Below are 16,754 nucleotides of genomic sequence, written 5' to 3' on the forward strand. Positions count from 1 at the left end.
TGTTAATACCTACGTTTTAGCGCTAAAAAATAAAACCGTAATCACCGACTATTTTTGGTTGGTCACCGTTAATGGATTCATTTGAATCAATGGTATTAGGTTTTAAGATTCGACCATATAAATAACGCTGCCAATGGTCGTAAGGTTCCATTCCGTGCTGAGGAATGTGTAAATTATTTTCTCTGCTTGGCTCAACGATATAGGCCGTTGCAATAATGACTAGTTCAGTTTCTTTACGACTGTATTTTTCTGAACGAAATAAGGCACCTAAAATAGGGATGTCAGCTAAAAAAGGAATTTCACTGATAACCGTATTTTCTCTTTCGTGTATTAACCCCCCTAAAATAAAGCTTTGCCCACTGGCAAGTTCGACGGTCGTCGATGCTGAGCGAGTTGTGAGCCCCGGTAGCGTAAATCCATTTACTTGAACGACAGCTCTATCACTGAGTTCACTAACAGAAGGTTTTACTTGTAAGCTTATACGCTCAGGAGAAAGTATTGTTGGGGTTATATCTAAGGCGACGCCATAATCACGATATTCAATGGTTATCTCACCATTATTGCCAGTAATAAAGATTGGAAATTGTCCTCCAGCTAAAAACTGTGCCTGCTCTCCTGATACCGCCGTTAAATTAGGTTCAGCTAATATACTGATTAAGCTTTCTGCTTCTAAAGCCTTTAGCTGTACACTTAATGAATTATTGAATGGATTAATTGTTTTTAGGGACACGGCGTATTTAACTTTAAGTTCTGTATCAAAACCAAATTCTCTAGCTGTTTCTCTGTCCATTTCTGCAATTCGAACACGTATATTAACTTGAGTTGGCAGATTTATACTGAGCTGGTTAATTAATTCTGGATTACTGCCTTCGGCTTCGATATCGGATAAGTACCCTTGGGAAAGAAATGCAATTTTGTCGGCTACTTCAGGCGTAGAAATACTTCCTGTTAATATTAATCGGTTGGCAGTCGAAATAACGCTCACGTCACTGGCGGGGAATTGTTGCTTAATTAATTTCGATAAATTATCGACATCATGTGTTACTTGGATAGTTCTGGCATAAATTACTTTTTCATCTTGCCCTAAAACATAAAGAGTTGTAATGCCTGCAGATTGCCCAAAAATAAATAATGATTGAGAGCTAGGCGCTTGGTAACTAGCAATTTCTGGGTTGGCAATAAAAATCGCTTTTGCTGCTTGAGGCAGTTGGATGAGCTGCCCCTGTTTTAGCAATAAGTTCAGGCTTTTTAAATTTTCTGCATGGGCATTTTGAAATGAACATAAGACAGCTGCCAAGGTAAAACAATTGCAGATAATCGTAAGGGCTGACTTCATTGATTTAATCGTCATTTAGTTATTCTTTTCCTGCTTTGGTATTTTGATCTTGCTGAGGGTAGCCGACTATTTGGGTTGAACTGCCTCTCATCAGAACTAATCCAGGGTCAGGTTTTAATTGATCGACCGCTGTGTGAACATCACCACTCCAAGATTCCATATCCGTTATGTTCCCTGGTGTACGCTTTGAACGCAACGTTAATGCAAGCTCACCCATGCGAGTCGCGATGGTTAAATGCTGTGCTAATTTTGGTTTAACTTCTAATGTTGCCGTTGTAATTACGGTATCAAGTTCATTATTGGGATGAGCGACACTCTGACGATTGATCGCGATGACTCGAATGGCAGATGCAAGTGTTTTACTGGTCAACATTGAAACATCACGTCCTCTTTGGACAGATTTCTCACCACGATCACTATCAGCGTAAAAAGTGAGTAGGATATCGACAAAATCACCAGGACTAATAAGTCCTGCATTAGCGGTTACTTCGTTAACAGGAATGCTAATAGCACGAGTTTCAGGTGCAAGAACGGTTGCCAAAAAGCCCTGTTGCTGTGGACGAATCAGATTTTCATACAAGATAGGCTCTCCAGCTTGAATTCCTTCAAATGCAACAGCGCCTATAAAATCGTTAAGGTCAAATTGATTGCTGTGTATCCAACCATTGCCAATAAGTTCTTTTTTTTCCCAGCGAACATCACCTTTACTGATAAAAGATCCATCATCTAAAGTGCGTTGAGCCACGAGGACTTTCATTATTTCAATGGGAGGAGATGTCGTTATTATGCTTTTTTTTTCTTTTTCTATTGGGGTCATCGCTATTTTAATAAATACAGCGCCCAAAATTGAAAAGATAAAAACTAAAGAAAAAGCGATGAGTCGCTTTGTATTCATAAATGACTCCAAATTGGCCATTGGTAAAATAATATTAAGATTATTGAGGCACTATTCATTGGGGCTAGTAGTGCAAGTGATTGTGTCGATTTAAAGTAGGAAAAAATTAGATAAATACTTAAAAGAATTGAGAATAATAAACACCACTCACCCCATGTACTTAAATCTAGCCAAGGCATACTCAGTATTAACCATTTGCTATCACTGCCTCCCCAAATTCCAAGGAACCAAAATAAAAAACTGATAGTCGTGACAGAAAAAAAAACAATGATAAATTGCCAAAAGTGAATTGAACTTCAATTATTAAGTGTAAAAACGTTAATAAAAGCATGGCTAATGTTATAGAGTGATAAACTTCACGGTTAAGAACATCTTGTGTCATTGCAATGATTAATAAAATAATCACAGTGGCTAAAATAATGCCTGACAAGTAAGTATTTATTCTGAGGCACTACCAAGTTGCTTGGTAATATTTCCGAATGTCTTCGTTAGGGCATCCATAAATTCACTATCACTGCCAAAAATCCCACCAATACCGAGTGCAATTGATGCTGCTAATACGCCGTATTCGATAGCGGTTACTGCTCGTTTGTCTTGAGAAAATGCAATTAATATATGTATGATTTTCATGGCATGTCCTTAAATAATGAACGGCATTATACACGAGTGAGAGTGATTCGCATTAAGTTTATTGTTATTTAGAGTAGAAGGTTGAGAGGGCGGTTTGCATGATAAGTACAGTACTTATCATGCAGGGGTTAGAAACTACTTCACGCAAATAAATGGCTGTTGATGCCCAAGATCTTTATTATAGGTAGACCAGCTCCCATAGTAGGTTAATGCTTGAGCACGATTATAGTTCAGCTCATTATCTAGCAGCCAATAATAAGTTGAGCTAGTGGCTAAGCTAAGTTCTGTTGCCAGATTCGATGCAATAGAAATAGCGGTTGCCTGAGTAACCAGTGATGCACTATCCGCAATGCAAAAATCTTTGGCTTCTGTCCAATTCTTCCCTGAGTCATGGCGTGTATAGCAATTGCCATCAATTTCTACAGCTGCATCACCTCCGGCACAAAGGCCGGCCTGTTTAGTGAAAGCGTGCAAAGATTTTAGAGTATCACCAGTAGGGTTTGTATCTTCCGCGGCTTTGACTCGCACTTGAACATGGCCCGCTGCTATGTCGAGGTTAGATGGATTAATCGGATTGCTAACAACGTCTTTCCAGCTTATCCCATTGTCTAAGCTATATTGATAGTCTGTTGCATCATCAAAGCCAGTAGCATTTGTCCAGCCAAAGGTATCGGCATCGTCGTCGTGAGTTGGCGATGTTGGGGCAGTAGGTTTGCTTAGCGCTATGGCCGGGCCAGTACAGATATAGGCTTTGGGATTGGATTTATGCTCGAAGGTATTTTCTTCCCAAATATTAGTAGTTTCTTCTTTTAAGTAGTGCGCATAGCTAGAAAATGTTGTTTCTTTTGTTAGCCAGTATGTCTCGCCAGAGACAAGGTTTAAACCAAGCTGGAGACGTGAATAATCTTTTTTTGTTAAGGCGCTATTCGCAATTAAATGTTGGCCGCTATCGATACAGTTCTGTCTAGCATCTTCCCATGATAGTTTATCGGTATGCACCTGATAGCAGTTACTTCCAAAACGCACACCATTCTCGCCACAAGATGTATCTCCTGGAGTATAGGTCGTCACCTCGTAAAAGAAGCGGCTGTTGACATCACTTACTGTGTCGTCGTTACTTTTGCGAGTGCTAGAGCTGCTTTCTTCAATATCAGCTTGTGCATAGCGGACAATATTTGGGTTTAAACCGCTATCATTAGTCCAATAGTAGGGAGCAGTTTTAATAGCGTCTTGATGATGGATGAAAATAGCGTCATCAATGGTCTTCGTTTGAGTACCACTGCTGGTTGTAATATCAATGGTTTTTAATGTTTTTAACGCATCTTTTGAAGGTAATTGCCAAGTATTAATGCCGCACAAGTTTTCAGTATTGCTATCGATTAAGCGTTGCGTAGCGGTTGAGTGATTATTTTTTAGGTCTAGGTTATCTAGAATCGTCCAATTGATTTTGGTTGTAAAGCCGCCAATAATGTCTGTTTTCTGAACGCAGCGCCAAGCATCGCCATAGGCTGTAGACGTTTTTGCTGTATTACCATTTTTTGCAATCTTGAAAAAACCATTGATGCTGACAATGGGTAAAGTTTCTGACTCGGTTATTCTGGCTGCTACCAGGGATTGAATGGCTGCTTTGTCAGCGGTGGCGTCATCACCTAGCTTATCGCCTAAGTCCGTTAATAATGCCAAGATTGCATTGGCGCTACTGATGCCTGCGCTTAATACTTCTGCCTTGGCGTTATCAGAACTAAAGCTTACAGTATCGTACTGTGCGAATAATTCGTTCAATTTATTTTTAAGATTATGGGTGTCGACCACCAATTCATTTTGGATACGTGTTTGTGCTGCTTGCTCCGTCGATAAGTTATTTGTGCGCTCCACTGTTTTCATATCGATATACAACGATATGTGCTGAGCTTCCGCGGTGGTTAATACGGTTTTCGCGGCCGCAATTTTTTCTTGACGATCTTCCAGAAGACTTGGCAAGGTTGAAAGCGCTCGAAAGGCTGTTTTAATGTCTTCTTCTGCAGTCGCAGAAGTATCAACATCGATATTATCGAAATCAGTTTTTAAATCATCGATGGCATTCACTTTTTCGATATACTTTTCAATGTTTACATCAAAATTCGTGGCTGCGAGTATGTCATCACGGACTAAAATTAGTTTTACATTATTATCATTCATGCTGGTATGGGGTAGGTCATAATCAGACTGCATTCTTAGATGTACAGCTTCGTCATCATCGCCTTCTTTCGGTTGAGTCCAAACATAATCGTGATAATAAGTATTGTAGTTTCTAACTTCTTTTAAAGTACCAATGTGGAAGTAGGCATCGCTGTGTATAGGTTTTAGAGTTAACAATTCTTGCTTAGTCGGTAGGCGCCAATCATTAAATCCACAGGTCTTTTTGTTATTGAATATGTCGATCGATGAAGAAATTTCTGCGAATTTTACATCAGCTAGCTCGGCCACAGGGTTACTCCAGTAGCGTCTTCCAGGGGTTTTGTTATCTTTCACACACTGCCAATCGGTGCCGGTTAAATTTAATTCAGTGCCATTATTGGCTATGCGTTGAAAGCGGTTATTACGTACGGCACGTAACGCGAAATAGGTGTTTCCACCAAAGATATCGGTAAGTATGTGGTCAGAATTATTCGTTTCTGTTGGATGTAAGTATTTTTTATACTCATTAATACTTATACTTAATACACCATTTTTTTGTGTGCGTGTGCTTGTCCAAAAATAAGGATTAACTAAATAAGGGGAATAATTCGGGTCAATATCGCCACCATTCAATTGGCTTCTATTTTTTATTTCAGTTTCAATACCTGTAAAGTTCTTAAATATTTCTCTGTTTAAAGACTTGATATTCGAATTATTTTCTAATGGTGATGTATTCAGTGCTTGCATGTCAGTTACTGATGGGATTGTCCAATCACTAAAGCCACAGTATTTTGCTTTATTCAGTAATTCGACATACATTTCTACTTGATTGGCGTTATGACTCCTGCTGGTTAACCCATTAGGTTTTGTAAACGTTGTGCTGTAGCTTGCATTTGGATTCCATGAATAATCCCAAAATAAATCTGTGGAAGTATAACCTTCTGGAGTAAACGCTATATCTTCATAAGTAGTATCTTTAGGAATAAGTAGCATCCAAGTATTACGTTTTTCTGACGGTATAACTTTGTTTTCTGCGTTGATGTTTTGTGTGACACAGGCATATTCATTTGCATTTTCTGCGAGTATTTGACCTGTCGCACTTATCTTACTGAATTGACCTTTGGGTGCAGGCTTAGTGGGTTTAGTAGGTTTAGTAGGTTTAGTAGGTTTAGTCGGGGTGTCATCTGAAATTTCTTCTTTTGTAATATTTAGCTCTGGTGTCGTATTAATCCAGAGCGTAGACAGTTCACTTGGTAGGGCATCGCTATTTTGTAATCTCAATTTTGTTAATGTTACTAATGCAGCGGGCGTTATCTGTTGCCACGCCAACGCTTCTATTTTTAATTGGTCAATGGTCGGATTGTCAGATTCTTGTAGCGCTTTTTTAGAAATGGATTGAATAGTATCTACTAATATTTGAGCAATTTTAGCCATCGCTGAATCCCCTATTTTTACAAAATCTTGGGTAATATTTTCAGTGGCAATATCGATACTGCTTGATAGTTCTGTTAATGCATCTGTTTTGCTTAATCCGTTTTTTTCTAAAGCGACTAGCAGTGTTGTAAAAGGTGTTATTATTCCGCCATGATCAGCTGAGGCCGTCAGTGTAAATCCTTGTTTAATGGTTGTGCCATTATCATCGCTATCTTTAGTCATGCCTGCGATAGCTTGTGCGATGAGCGGTTTATTATTTAGTTCGGCTAAGTTAAACCTACCTTGATTATCTGTTTTAATTGGGCTTTCGGTAGTGCTGCATTGGTTATCGCTGTTGCTATCAACGCAAACAATGGCATTTTCCAAATAGCCATCAATAACACGACCGTAATGAATATTGCCAGAATTTGGGTCAACTGGCGCAAGATCACTTTGATTCCTAGTTTTGTCACTGGATGAAGAGCTTCCGCAGGCGGCAAGTGCCATAATAGCAGTGGCCAGCAAAGAGGATTGCCAAATTTTCATGAAAGTCTCCGTAATTAATGTCTGTGAATAAGGTTAAGGTTGCGCAGGAATGGTCAGCCGAAACTGTTTTTGCCAGCGAAGTGCATCACCGCGAAAGTAACCATTAATAGTGGCGGTCAATACACCTTGTTTAATCGTTGAAGATTGAGTAACCGTACCATTTTCATCAATGTTACTGCTCAGCTCAGAAGGAATTTCCCAGTTAATCTTCATCTCTGTATAACTTTCTTTCTGTGAATGACTGAGTTGGGCTACATTATTTGGAAGCATTAAGTTACTTGTAATGTTATTCAATGATGTGTTACTTGCGGCAATATAGCTGTCCGTTAATAATGATTTTGCAGCTTGAACAGGGTTTGATGTTGGTGGCTGAATCGATAATATTCTGACTGTATTATTGTTGCGTGTAAAAATTTGGTCACCGTTCCAAATGATCGATTCGACATTGTTGTATGTACCGATCGGGGCGTTATCAGTTAGTCTATAAATGCTTAGTTCATTATTATTTATTCTTGCAATTAGGCTGGCGTTGTCATTTAGACTGATTTTCCCTGTTCCTATTAATTCACCACTTTCCAGCATTGTAGGATTATAAGCCAAGCGAGTATCCCAGAGTTGCCATTCGTTTAGGCTAGTAATAAATAATTTATTACCTTCTGCTAGCCACTGAACATCTTCAATCTGGTTGCCTGCAAATGAAAAGTCATCCATTACTTTCATATCATTAATACGAACAATATAGCTACGCTGGCCTTCTTCTTCCGCGATAAAAGCATATTCTCCAGATGGATTTAATTTCATTTTCAATAGAGGAGAATTTAATTGTAAATAATAGCTACTTGCTTCGTACATAGTCTGACTATCAATAATGTATAAGCGTTTAGCAATGTAGTCCCATGCCAAGATTGATGAGCCATCTGATGAAACATCGATTAGGCTTAAGCTGTGTTGTGAGCAGGCAGAGGTCACGGGTGTTCGTTTATTATTTGTTAAATAGTAATCAAATTTGAATATGCCATAACTGATAATATCTTGATTACAGGCTCTTTTTGCTGATTGTAATTGTGCGGAGTCGATGGTTAATACTAATCCTGTGCGATTATCAGAACTTAAATAAAGCGCTTGTATTTCGCCACTGGGTGTTAAAACTCTCGCTTCACCAGTAGGAGCATCTGGATTCGTAGGTGTAGGTGTAGGTGGAACAGGAACAGGTGGTGGGGCAGGTGGTGGAGCAGGCGTTACGGATGTTGCTGATGTGAATGCGTCTATTCTTTTTAAACTTGTATTTCTTGTTGCCAACATTGTTATTTTTTTGCCGACCTTCTTTGAATCGACTCTTTTTGTGCCAGAACTAATGTTTAAATCTTTAGGGTTTGACATTTGGCCAATAGAGCTCACATTTAATAACTCAATAGTTCTGCCTAGGTGGGCGATTGCCAATTTCTGTTGGCGTTGGTTGTAATGCCAGCGAGTAATCGGTGCTGAAGAAACATAATGGTCATTCATTACAAGAGGAAGTTGTTGATCTTGCACTAAAGAAAAATCGGCCATAGTGTCAAGTGAGCGGCTTTGAATCATGGATTCAACCGTTGCTGTAATGGCTATTCTTGATGTGTTGATTGATTGTGCATAGATAAGATGTTCGCGAACAATGGACTCTTGCTGTTCATAAGCCGCCGAAATGATATTGCCTTGTGGCCAGATTATTCCAAGTTTTTGAGTTAAATAATTTTTGGCTTCTTGTGCATTATTAACCAAAGGATTGTGATGGATTTCGTGCCAAAGAAGCGTGGTGAGCGCATCGGTTTGTAGGCTTGATAGTGGCGCGGTAAAAACGTATTTTTGTTCGCCAGTTAAAGTATTTACAGTTTCTAGTAAGCGTGTGCTTAAAAAATGCGGCTTATCATTAGTATTGTCATCAATGGATGTTTTATTTTTTGAAAGCTCAGAGAATTTTTCGAGCTCTGCAATTTCACAACGATGGTTATTATTGCTATCAATGCAGCTTCTTTCAACCAATTCTGATACGAGTGGCGTGGAGTTGTAGCTGTTGCCTCCGCAAGCTGTCAGTAAGATAAGGCTTCCATACAGGCTAAACAATTTAATGTGAGAATGCTTGTTGGGAGGGGTCATTGTAATTCTTAATCTAAATGATAATATATCTCATTATTATTAACTATTGGTGAGATATAAACTAGTGATTTATGAAAAAAAAATTGTTTTAGGCATTATCATGTCAACTTTCTTGACGGCTTGCGGAGGCTCTGGTTCAAGTTCTAATTCGAAAAGAAATACCAGTGACTTGCCTAGCTCCGGAAGTATTGATACCGGGCCTGTTACCCCGCCCCCGATCTCATCTTTTCCTGATCAGCCTGTTGCAGATCATGGGGTTCTTGCATTATCGGGTGGGCTTCACTCAATATTTTCTTCTTCCTCAATTCAGCCAATATTGAATTTTGATTTAGAAAATAATCAAATTCTAATCGCATTAGCATCACCCAATACGCTAAAAACTATTGATGTGACAGACCCTTTGTCACCCGTTGTGACAAGTGATCAGTCGTTTGCGACTCGTGTTACGACAGAGGATGCAGGCGATTATTACGATTTTGATAAGTCAGGCTTTGTGGCATTAAAGGGTGAGGGTGAGGATGATGATGATGATGATGATGATGATGATGATGATGATGAGGATGATGATGATGATGATGATGATGATGATGATGGTTATTCATTTCTCTATCCTAATTCTTTAGTAAGCGCTTCACTTGATGTCAGAGATAATCAAAAAATTTGGGCTGTTGTTCCTTTTCGTACGGCATCGGCAATCGAAGAGCGATTAGGCATTGCATATAGTAAACAATATGGCGTTTATACTGGCGATGTATCTTTGTTAACTGCGGCGCAAGAGAATAGTGATCGTTTCCTTCGTTCGATGGCAATGGATGGCAGTGGTAATATGCTTGCGCAAACCGGTTATATCCAACGCACATTACAAGCGGAAAATGGTCGACTATTAGGTTGGCAAATTTATCGTAATGCATTGACAAATCAAGATGAAATTCGAATTGTAGAGCTGAATTCTAAGGCTGTTGTTATCGCTCAATCGCCTATTTTAGGATGGGCTCCAGGGGACGTTTTGATTGATTGGGCGATTGATAAGGATGGGGAAAGATTGGCACTGGTGACATTAAAGGTTGCTGGGCAATATAATCTTCATTTAATAGATATTAAAGCATTAGGATCAGCTTCAATGAATAATGGGGCTTTGTTACCTATTGATGCGGTTACTAGCAGTGCTGAAAAAGTAACAGACATGACATTTTTTAATTCATCAGATTCTATTGCGGTATCAATTGCAAACCGGGTAATGTTAATCGATATTAATCAGGGTAGCTTGGTTGCGCGCTCAGATTTATCATTTTCAGATAATGTTATGGGCATTGAAAGTGATGCTAAGCGTGGTTTTCTAGCCGTGTTGCAAGGGAACAGCGTGGAATTGAGATCAGTGGAAAACCCGGTTAAAATTATTTCAACTCTTGATTTAGAAAAAGAATTTACCTCTCTCGATATGGAAGAAAATAATTTAGTTGTTTCAACTAAGTCTGAATATCAAATGATAGCGTTCTAGCTCTTAATATAAAACTGAATCCAGTTCATAAATATTGGATTCGAGGCTGTAGATAAATCTGTGTAACTGCTTATCATCAAAGCCAGAAATGGCTAAGGATAGGCAGCAATGAACAAAGAAGCACTAGAAGCCTTTGCCCGCGAAGCGGCAAAGGGTATTAAAACAGAACAAGACCTTAATGAATTTCGTCAGATGCTCACTAAAGTGACAGTTGAGCGGGCTTTAAATACTGAGCTTGATGAGCACCTTGGTTATGAACGGAATGAAGAATCCTCTAACTCCAATAGCCGCAATGGCACCACCAGTAAAACTTTACGCACCGAAGATGGCCAGTTTCAACTAGATACCCCTAGGGATCGCGAAGGCTCTTTTAATCCTAAATTAGTAAAGAAAAATCAGACTCGGTTTACCTCGATGGACGATAAAATTTTATTTTTATACGCCCAAGGCATGACCACACGAGAAATCGTTAAAACGTTTAAAGAACTGTATAACGCAGATGCCTCTCCAAGCCTAATTTCAAAAGTCACTGATGCGGTCATTGAAGAAGTGATTGAATGGCAATCTCGTGAATTAGATGCGGTGTATCCCATTGTTTATCTTGATTGCATCGTGCTTAAAATTCGTCAGGACAAACAGGTGATCAATAAATCAGTTTACCTTGCCTTAGGCGTCAACATGGAAGGCCACAAGGAGTTATTGGGCATGTGGCTATCTGAAAACGAAGGGGCTAAGTTCTGGCTAAATGTTCTGACTGAGCTGCAGAATCGTGGTGTGAAAGACATTCTCATTGCTTGCGTGGATGGCCTGAAGGGCTTTCCAGATGCTATCAATGCCGTCTATCCAGAAACGCAAATTCAGCTGTGCATCGTGCACATGGTGCGTAACTCAGTGAAGTACGTTCCTTGGAAAGATTACAAAGCCGTCACCGCTGATTTAAAGAAAATTTACCAGGCCGCGACTGAGGAAAGTGCCTTGCAATCACTGTCTGATTTTAGTGAGAAGTGGGATGGTCAATATCCACAAATCAGCCGATCTTGGCGTAATCACTGGGAGAATTTAAATACGCTTTTTAACTATCCTGCTGATATCAGAAAAGCCATTTACACAACCAATGCCATTGAATCTCTGAACAGCGTTATTCGAAAAGCGACGAAAAAACGAAAAGTATTTCCAACAGAAGAGTCGGCTAAAAAAGTGGTTTACCTTGCGGTACGACAAGCTTCGGAAAAGTGGACTATGCCCATAAGAAACTGGAAAACGGCCTTGAACCGATTTATGATCATGTTCGAAGACCGTTTGAAAGATTACATTTAAAACTGGCGGTTACACAGAATGGCTTACATCCTCTTGGATTCAGTATCGATTGTATTAGCGCTTATTTTTCGAATATCAACTTTAATACTTAATTGTAAAACTTGAACTTACCCAATTTGCTTCGAAGCCGGTATCATGTTGATACTTACCGGTTTGACCACTGAGTATGATTGTATTTAATAATACATAAGTAATTCCTGCTTCTGTTGTAGTCGAACGATAGCTTCCTAATCTATGATCGGCACTGCCATAGCCTGTTATCGCAAATTCAGGCTGTATTTTGTCGGCATCTTTATAAAAATCAGCGGCGGATTGCTGGTAAATACGAGCCATTAAATGAAAGTTCCAATTATCATTTAAACTGAAGTAGGTTTTCCATGAAGCTGTTTGTGAATTTATTCCCCAGTCATCTTGATACATTCTAATATTTACATGGGTACTGAATACGTTATTCCACTGCACAGTCCAATTGCTTGCAATACCGTAGCCTTTTTTTTCTTCTGGGCGTTGTTCTGCTGATAAATAGCTTTCTTGAATGCCATCGCCATCACCATCGAATTTTCTGAGAATCGTTTGATAGTGATTTGATAAGTATCCTTCGTCATAAATCACAAAGATGTTGCCGTCAATCAAACTTCTTTTGGATATTACCTGGCTTACCCCCAGTTGAATGTTTGTTGCTGTCAAACTGTCCCAACTGGTTTTATAGAATGAATCAAAAACTTTAGATTCATTACTTTGAAAAGAAGCACCTAAGCTATAGCTGCGATTTTTATAGCGATCAGCAAAGAGAAGATAATTAGCCGCAATAGCCTTACTTACATAATCAGGTTCAGTTGAATAATCTAAGCTAAGAGTCAGTTCATTTCTTTTTTGGTCACGACTTAGCCAGCTGATACCCGCCGACTTTCTTTGCTCTTCAGGTAAAGGAACATTTTTTATGCGATAACCTGCGCTATCAAAACCATAAATATTAGAGGATGATGCCTGTTGAACTTGTAAAGGAGCGGCACTTTGTACGACATCAGGTTGCCAAGCAGGTGATGCTCCAGTAATCGTATCGATGCCTGCATTTATTTTAATTTGATGGTTCACATTAGGATTAGTCTCTATGCTAACTGCGTAGTCGTCGACCTTAATTCTATTGTCATTTTCTTGATAGGATAAATAATCTAATGATATTTTATCATTGGCCTGTATGAGTGATGATGCGGCTGCCGCGATCAAAGCTAAGGTTGATTTTGCTTTCATTAGTTACACCCACACCCGCCGCCAGCAACGCCTAGGCCACCGCGACTACTTTCTTTAGATGAATATATTTTTTGATTAAATTTTTCACTCGCAGGCGTTAGCCCGCCAGGTTTCATGGTTGCCTTGGCCAGTATTGATTTTTGCCAAGGTTTTACTTTTTCAGGAGTGAAAATGTCAATAAACTGTGACCAAAGAGAGGGCTTACTTGGTGCATTCTTTTTATTATTGGTTACTATCGATTTTGGTATTATTTTTTCTTCTTCGACTTTCGGTATGACGGCTGAAAGGGGCTTTTTATTTGAGAAATTGGTTAGCTCGACTGCCGAGGAGCGTGCTTCTTTGCGCTTACTATCAAAAACGATATCGCCTTGATTGTATCGATTTTTCGATTGTGAGGCCGGATTGGTTTTAGACTGGACTTGTTCAATTTTCTGATAGTGACTACAAGCCGTTAAGAATAGCATTAAAGACAGAACGGCTATTTGAGTCATTATTGATATCCTAGTTTAGATATATCCGACACAATAACGCTATCAATGTTTGTCATGGCACCTAAGTGCATTATTTTAATTTTACCATTTTGAATGTAATACAAGGCAGGCATTCCAATGGGCTCAAATATCTCAATCATCTGTTGTTCTGGATCCATAACAACTCTGAAATTTAATCCTCCAACTTTAGAAAAAGAGTCGATGTATTGTTGGCCTTCAAGTGGCTCTTCATCGACATTGATGCCGATCACTTCAAATTGAGTGCTATCTAGTTGCGGTACTAACTCAGAAATTTTTGGTAGCTCAACACGGCAGGACGCGCACCAAGATGCGAAGAAGTCAATTAAGGTGATTTTATTTGGATCAATATCCAGTTTTTTAATAAGCTCTGGTGTTAATTGTTCTTCAACGTCTAACGCTGAGCTTGAAAGGGGGAGAATACTGAAAAGTGATGCGGATAGAATAGATAACAGAGTATTTTTCATAATAGTAAGATGGGCATAGTTTTATTAATGTGCATCTTAATGATTGTTATTATCATTTGCAATATTTGCTTAGTAATAGGATATTTACGTTTTTTCGCTTTACGGATTAATCAAAATCACAAATAGAATAGGCATCCAACCCTGCTTCACGAATCTTATGTGAGCCGTTAAGTGCTGGGAAGTCGATTATTGCGGCCCATTCAACCACTTCTGCGCCTAGTTTTTTACCTGTTCGCAAGCGGCCAGCATGGTGATACCTATGGAAATAAGGTCATCAATTAACATGCGAAAGATTTTTGGGTCGAGCATGAATAGAGTAATGTCGCTGAGTTGAGTGCTTTACTTTGGCCAATCCGCTGTAGTACTCAAATGTAACAACCGCGCGGTCAGATCAATTACTTCATAGCTTTGCCCATATCAAACGGTGAGGCGATTATCGCAAAAAAGTTTCTGCACTTGGCGTTCCGTCAGCAACCGTCATTGCTGTTGCTAAAGCAATTTTAGTCAATTTCATGGTAGGTCCTATTATTATTATTTTGCCAATAATGTTTTAGGCCTTGTTAAATATAATAGTGATACTGAAGCGGCAGACATTTTGGCACCCTGAAATTCCAATATTATTGACCACAATTTAGTATCCGTGGCGATATCGACAGCGTTATCGTTGGTTACACGGCGATGGCATTGCAAAACTGCAAGATACAGGCAAGTGGGTAATAACCAATAATACCAATTCAATGATGCAAACTATGGAAACAAGCATCTGCCAGTGGTCACCCGATAGTCCTTCTTGTAAGGGCGTATTGTTTGTAGCGTGCATTATACAAAATAGTGAAGGCCGTACTTTTACGGCTATTGGGAAATCAATCTACGAGATTTTCTAATTAAGGTAACAATATGACAGCGCCCTATCATTGCAATAGGATGCCGGTAATTTTGTGTCGTGCTTTAACGCAGTTCTTTCACTATTTCCGCGCTGATTGCCTTAGCATCATTACCCCAAGACTGCGCATGAAAGTCATAAGCTTAGGAACTTGTTCACCATTGATAAATAGGCATCCGACGAATGGTTTGGTCAGGGCCGCTTTCAGGGCTTATTGCACCGTGAAGAATAATGCCGTCAATACCAATCAATAAAAGACGTGAGTCGCTAAAGAATCGTCACTAATGTGTATGAAGATGACGGTTTAGTGCTTTACTACGTCTATACCGTTTAAATAAAGTAATAGGGTGGGGAATGTATGCCCATAGAAAATGAAAATATTGCGCAAGAGCGCCATCCTGAAGGGGTTAGCGCTTTAATATCCCTGTTGCTCAGCATGGAACCGGGCGCACAAGTATCGTATGGCGAATATGAAGCGTTGCTGGATGACGAAATTGCTCAGGTAATCGAGTCGGTTCCGTTAGATTTACGCTTGGTTGTCTGGAAAGTACTGCCCGCCACGCGTTATTGGCATGTGTTGTATAACCTTCAGGACGATACCGCCAAGAACCTGATTGACTCACTGGACCTCGCCACTCGCCAAGCGCTGCAAAGCGAAGCGGATACGGCGGATTTACTCTTATTTGCCGACATCATGCCTAACAGCATGGTGGATGCGATCTTACTCGATCAAGAAGATGAGTTAGTCGAAGAATTACAACAAGCCTTGAGTTATGACGATACCCAGGTGGGTCGTCATTTGAACAGCAGTATTTTACGGGTGCGCCCTCGGGTATCGCTTAGTTCATTGGCTGAGAGAGTTCGTAAAAAAGGCGACGTTAAGGCCCTGTTTGTGGTGAATGATCGCAGCGAGTTGTTGGGCATGATTCCTTTGCACGTGGTGTTTGAACAGCAAAACGATGTGAAAGCCGAGACGGTGATGTTGCCGTGCATGGAATGTGATCATCTGGATAGTTTGACGAGCCTGATCCCACGTTTAGACCCTGAAGCAAACCTGTCATGGTTGCCGGTGCGCCGTAACGATAAAATTGTGGGTGCGATTCCTGTATCTGTGTTGTTTTGGGAAGCGCAAGAGCTTGTACTTCAGGCGTCTATTCAAGAAACCCCCACAACTCAAGAAGACTTGTTTACACCGGCATCGACGGCGGCAAAATTGCGTGCCGTTTGGCTGTGTATCAATTTATTAACGGCATTTTTGGCCTCGTTTGTCATTGGGTATTTTGAAGTGGCGCTTCAGCAAATTGTGGCGTTAGCGATTTTAATGCCCGTGGTTGCCAGCATGGGCGGCATTGCCGGCAGTCAAACCTTGGCGGTGGCGTTACGGGGCTTGGCGTTAAACCACATAACCTCCGACAACATTAAATTAATACTGAAAAAAGAAATGTACATTGCGGCTATTAACAGTGCGCTATTAGGTGTGATTATTGCGCTTGTGGTGATGTATTGGTTTGATTCGATTGGCTTAGGGCTCATTATATTTGTGTCTATTTTTATTAACGGTTTAGCGGCGGCCTCATCGGGCACGCTTATTCCGTTTTTATTGAAAAAGGTCAATATTGATCCGGCAATTTCAGGTTCAGTGATATTAACAACGGTAACCGATGTTGTCGGTTTTGTTGTTTTCTTAGGTTTGGGTTCATTCATTTTATTGAGTTGATT

12 protein-coding genes are annotated in these 16,754 nt (G+C 39.9%); 3 read left to right on the forward strand and 9 right to left on the reverse strand.

Going from position 1 to position 16,754, the window contains the following annotated elements:
* Positions 1–22: 22 nt before the first annotated feature.
* The 5 genes from ACU6U9_RS08005 to ACU6U9_RS08025 all read right to left on the reverse strand — a co-directional run bounded on the left by ACU6U9_RS08005 (position 23) and on the right by ACU6U9_RS08025 (position 9,110).
* Positions 23–1,351, reverse strand: coding sequence for a type II and III secretion system protein family protein (locus tag ACU6U9_RS08005; protein WP_446734508.1), 1,329 nt, complete (start codon positions 1,349–1,351; stop codon positions 23–25).
* A gap of 4 nt (positions 1,352–1,355) precedes the next feature.
* Entirely contained in the window at positions 1,356–2,231 is an 876-nt protein-coding gene (gene cpaB / locus ACU6U9_RS08010; RefSeq protein ID WP_446734509.1) for a Flp pilus assembly protein CpaB, read from the reverse strand.
* A 438-nt stretch (positions 2,232–2,669) separates the two neighbouring features.
* The gene (locus tag ACU6U9_RS08015; RefSeq protein WP_446734510.1) at positions 2,670–2,861 is read right to left on the reverse strand and encodes a Flp family type IVb pilin; all 192 of its coding nucleotides are present in this window, start codon (positions 2,859–2,861) and stop codon (positions 2,670–2,672) included.
* 135 nt (positions 2,862–2,996) lie between these two features.
* Complete coding sequence (locus tag ACU6U9_RS08020) at positions 2,997–6,977, reverse strand: hypothetical protein (protein WP_446734511.1); 3,981 nt, start codon at positions 6,975–6,977, stop codon at positions 2,997–2,999.
* A gap of 33 nt (positions 6,978–7,010) precedes the next feature.
* Positions 7,011–9,110 (reverse strand): hypothetical protein, encoded by a 2,100-nt coding sequence (locus tag ACU6U9_RS08025; RefSeq protein ID WP_446734512.1) that lies wholly within the window; start codon positions 9,108–9,110, stop codon positions 7,011–7,013.
* A gap of 64 nt (positions 9,111–9,174) precedes the next feature.
* Between ACU6U9_RS08025 and ACU6U9_RS08030 the strand changes: the two genes are divergently transcribed.
* Positions 9,175–10,608, forward strand: a complete 1,434-nt coding sequence (locus ACU6U9_RS08030; RefSeq protein ID WP_446734513.1) for a hypothetical protein — start codon at positions 9,175–9,177, stop codon at positions 10,606–10,608.
* 108 nt (positions 10,609–10,716) lie between these two features.
* Positions 10,717–11,925 (forward strand): IS256 family transposase, encoded by a 1,209-nt coding sequence (locus ACU6U9_RS08035; RefSeq protein WP_446733082.1) that lies wholly within the window; start codon positions 10,717–10,719, stop codon positions 11,923–11,925.
* A gap of 81 nt (positions 11,926–12,006) precedes the next feature.
* Here the strand turns inward: ACU6U9_RS08035 and ACU6U9_RS08040 are convergent, their stop codons facing one another.
* The 4 genes from ACU6U9_RS08040 to ACU6U9_RS08055 all read right to left on the reverse strand — a co-directional run bounded on the left by ACU6U9_RS08040 (position 12,007) and on the right by ACU6U9_RS08055 (position 14,390).
* A complete protein-coding gene (locus tag ACU6U9_RS08040) occupies positions 12,007–13,176 on the reverse strand; it encodes a DUF3570 domain-containing protein (protein WP_446734514.1) in 1,170 nt (389 codons plus the stop codon).
* Entirely contained in the window at positions 13,176–13,667 is a 492-nt protein-coding gene (locus tag ACU6U9_RS08045) for a DUF4266 domain-containing protein (protein WP_446734515.1), read from the reverse strand. The genes ACU6U9_RS08040 and ACU6U9_RS08045 overlap by 1 nt, the downstream gene beginning before the upstream one ends.
* The gene (locus ACU6U9_RS08050; RefSeq protein WP_446734516.1) at positions 13,667–14,152 is read right to left on the reverse strand and encodes a TlpA disulfide reductase family protein; all 486 of its coding nucleotides are present in this window, start codon (positions 14,150–14,152) and stop codon (positions 13,667–13,669) included. Before ACU6U9_RS08050 ends, ACU6U9_RS08045 begins: the two co-directional genes overlap by 1 nt.
* Before the next feature lie 106 nt (positions 14,153–14,258).
* On the reverse strand, positions 14,259–14,390 hold the full coding sequence (locus ACU6U9_RS08055; RefSeq protein WP_446734517.1) for a hypothetical protein: 132 nt from the start codon (positions 14,388–14,390) through the stop codon (positions 14,259–14,261).
* A gap of 1,003 nt (positions 14,391–15,393) precedes the next feature.
* Between ACU6U9_RS08055 and ACU6U9_RS08060 the strand changes: the two genes are divergently transcribed.
* Positions 15,394–16,752 carry a magnesium transporter gene (locus ACU6U9_RS08060; RefSeq protein ID WP_446734518.1) on the forward strand — a complete coding sequence of 453 codons (1,359 nt, stop codon included), beginning with the start codon at positions 15,394–15,396 and terminating at the stop codon, positions 16,750–16,752.
* Positions 16,753–16,754: the final 2 nt, after the last annotated feature.

Source organism: Pseudomonas sp. HK3, assembly GCF_052920985.1.

What these genes read in the sequence shown, in the direction of transcription:
- ACU6U9_RS08005 (WP_446734508.1), bottom strand. Translation starts at nt 1,351, where the DNA reads ATGACGATTAAATCAATGAAGTCAGCCCTTACGATTATCTGCAATTGT.
- cpaB (WP_446734509.1), bottom strand. Translation starts at nt 2,231, where the DNA reads ATGAATACAAAGCGACTCATCGCTTTTTCTTTAGTTTTTATCTTTTCA.
- ACU6U9_RS08015 (WP_446734510.1), bottom strand. Translation starts at nt 2,861, where the DNA reads ATGAAAATCATACATATATTAATTGCATTTTCTCAAGACAAACGAGCA.
- ACU6U9_RS08020 (WP_446734511.1), bottom strand. Translation starts at nt 6,977, where the DNA reads ATGAAAATTTGGCAATCCTCTTTGCTGGCCACTGCTATTATGGCACTT.
- ACU6U9_RS08025 (WP_446734512.1), bottom strand. Translation starts at nt 9,110, where the DNA reads ATGACCCCTCCCAACAAGCATTCTCACATTAAATTGTTTAGCCTGTAT.
- ACU6U9_RS08035 (WP_446733082.1), top strand. Translation starts at nt 10,717, where the DNA reads ATGAACAAAGAAGCACTAGAAGCCTTTGCCCGCGAAGCGGCAAAGGGT.
- ACU6U9_RS08040 (WP_446734514.1), bottom strand. Translation starts at nt 13,176, where the DNA reads ATGAAAGCAAAATCAACCTTAGCTTTGATCGCGGCAGCCGCATCATCA.
- ACU6U9_RS08045 (WP_446734515.1), bottom strand. Translation starts at nt 13,667, where the DNA reads ATGACTCAAATAGCCGTTCTGTCTTTAATGCTATTCTTAACGGCTTGT.
- ACU6U9_RS08050 (WP_446734516.1), bottom strand. Translation starts at nt 14,152, where the DNA reads ATGAAAAATACTCTGTTATCTATTCTATCCGCATCACTTTTCAGTATT.
- ACU6U9_RS08060 (WP_446734518.1), top strand. Translation starts at nt 15,394, where the DNA reads ATGCCCATAGAAAATGAAAATATTGCGCAAGAGCGCCATCCTGAAGGG.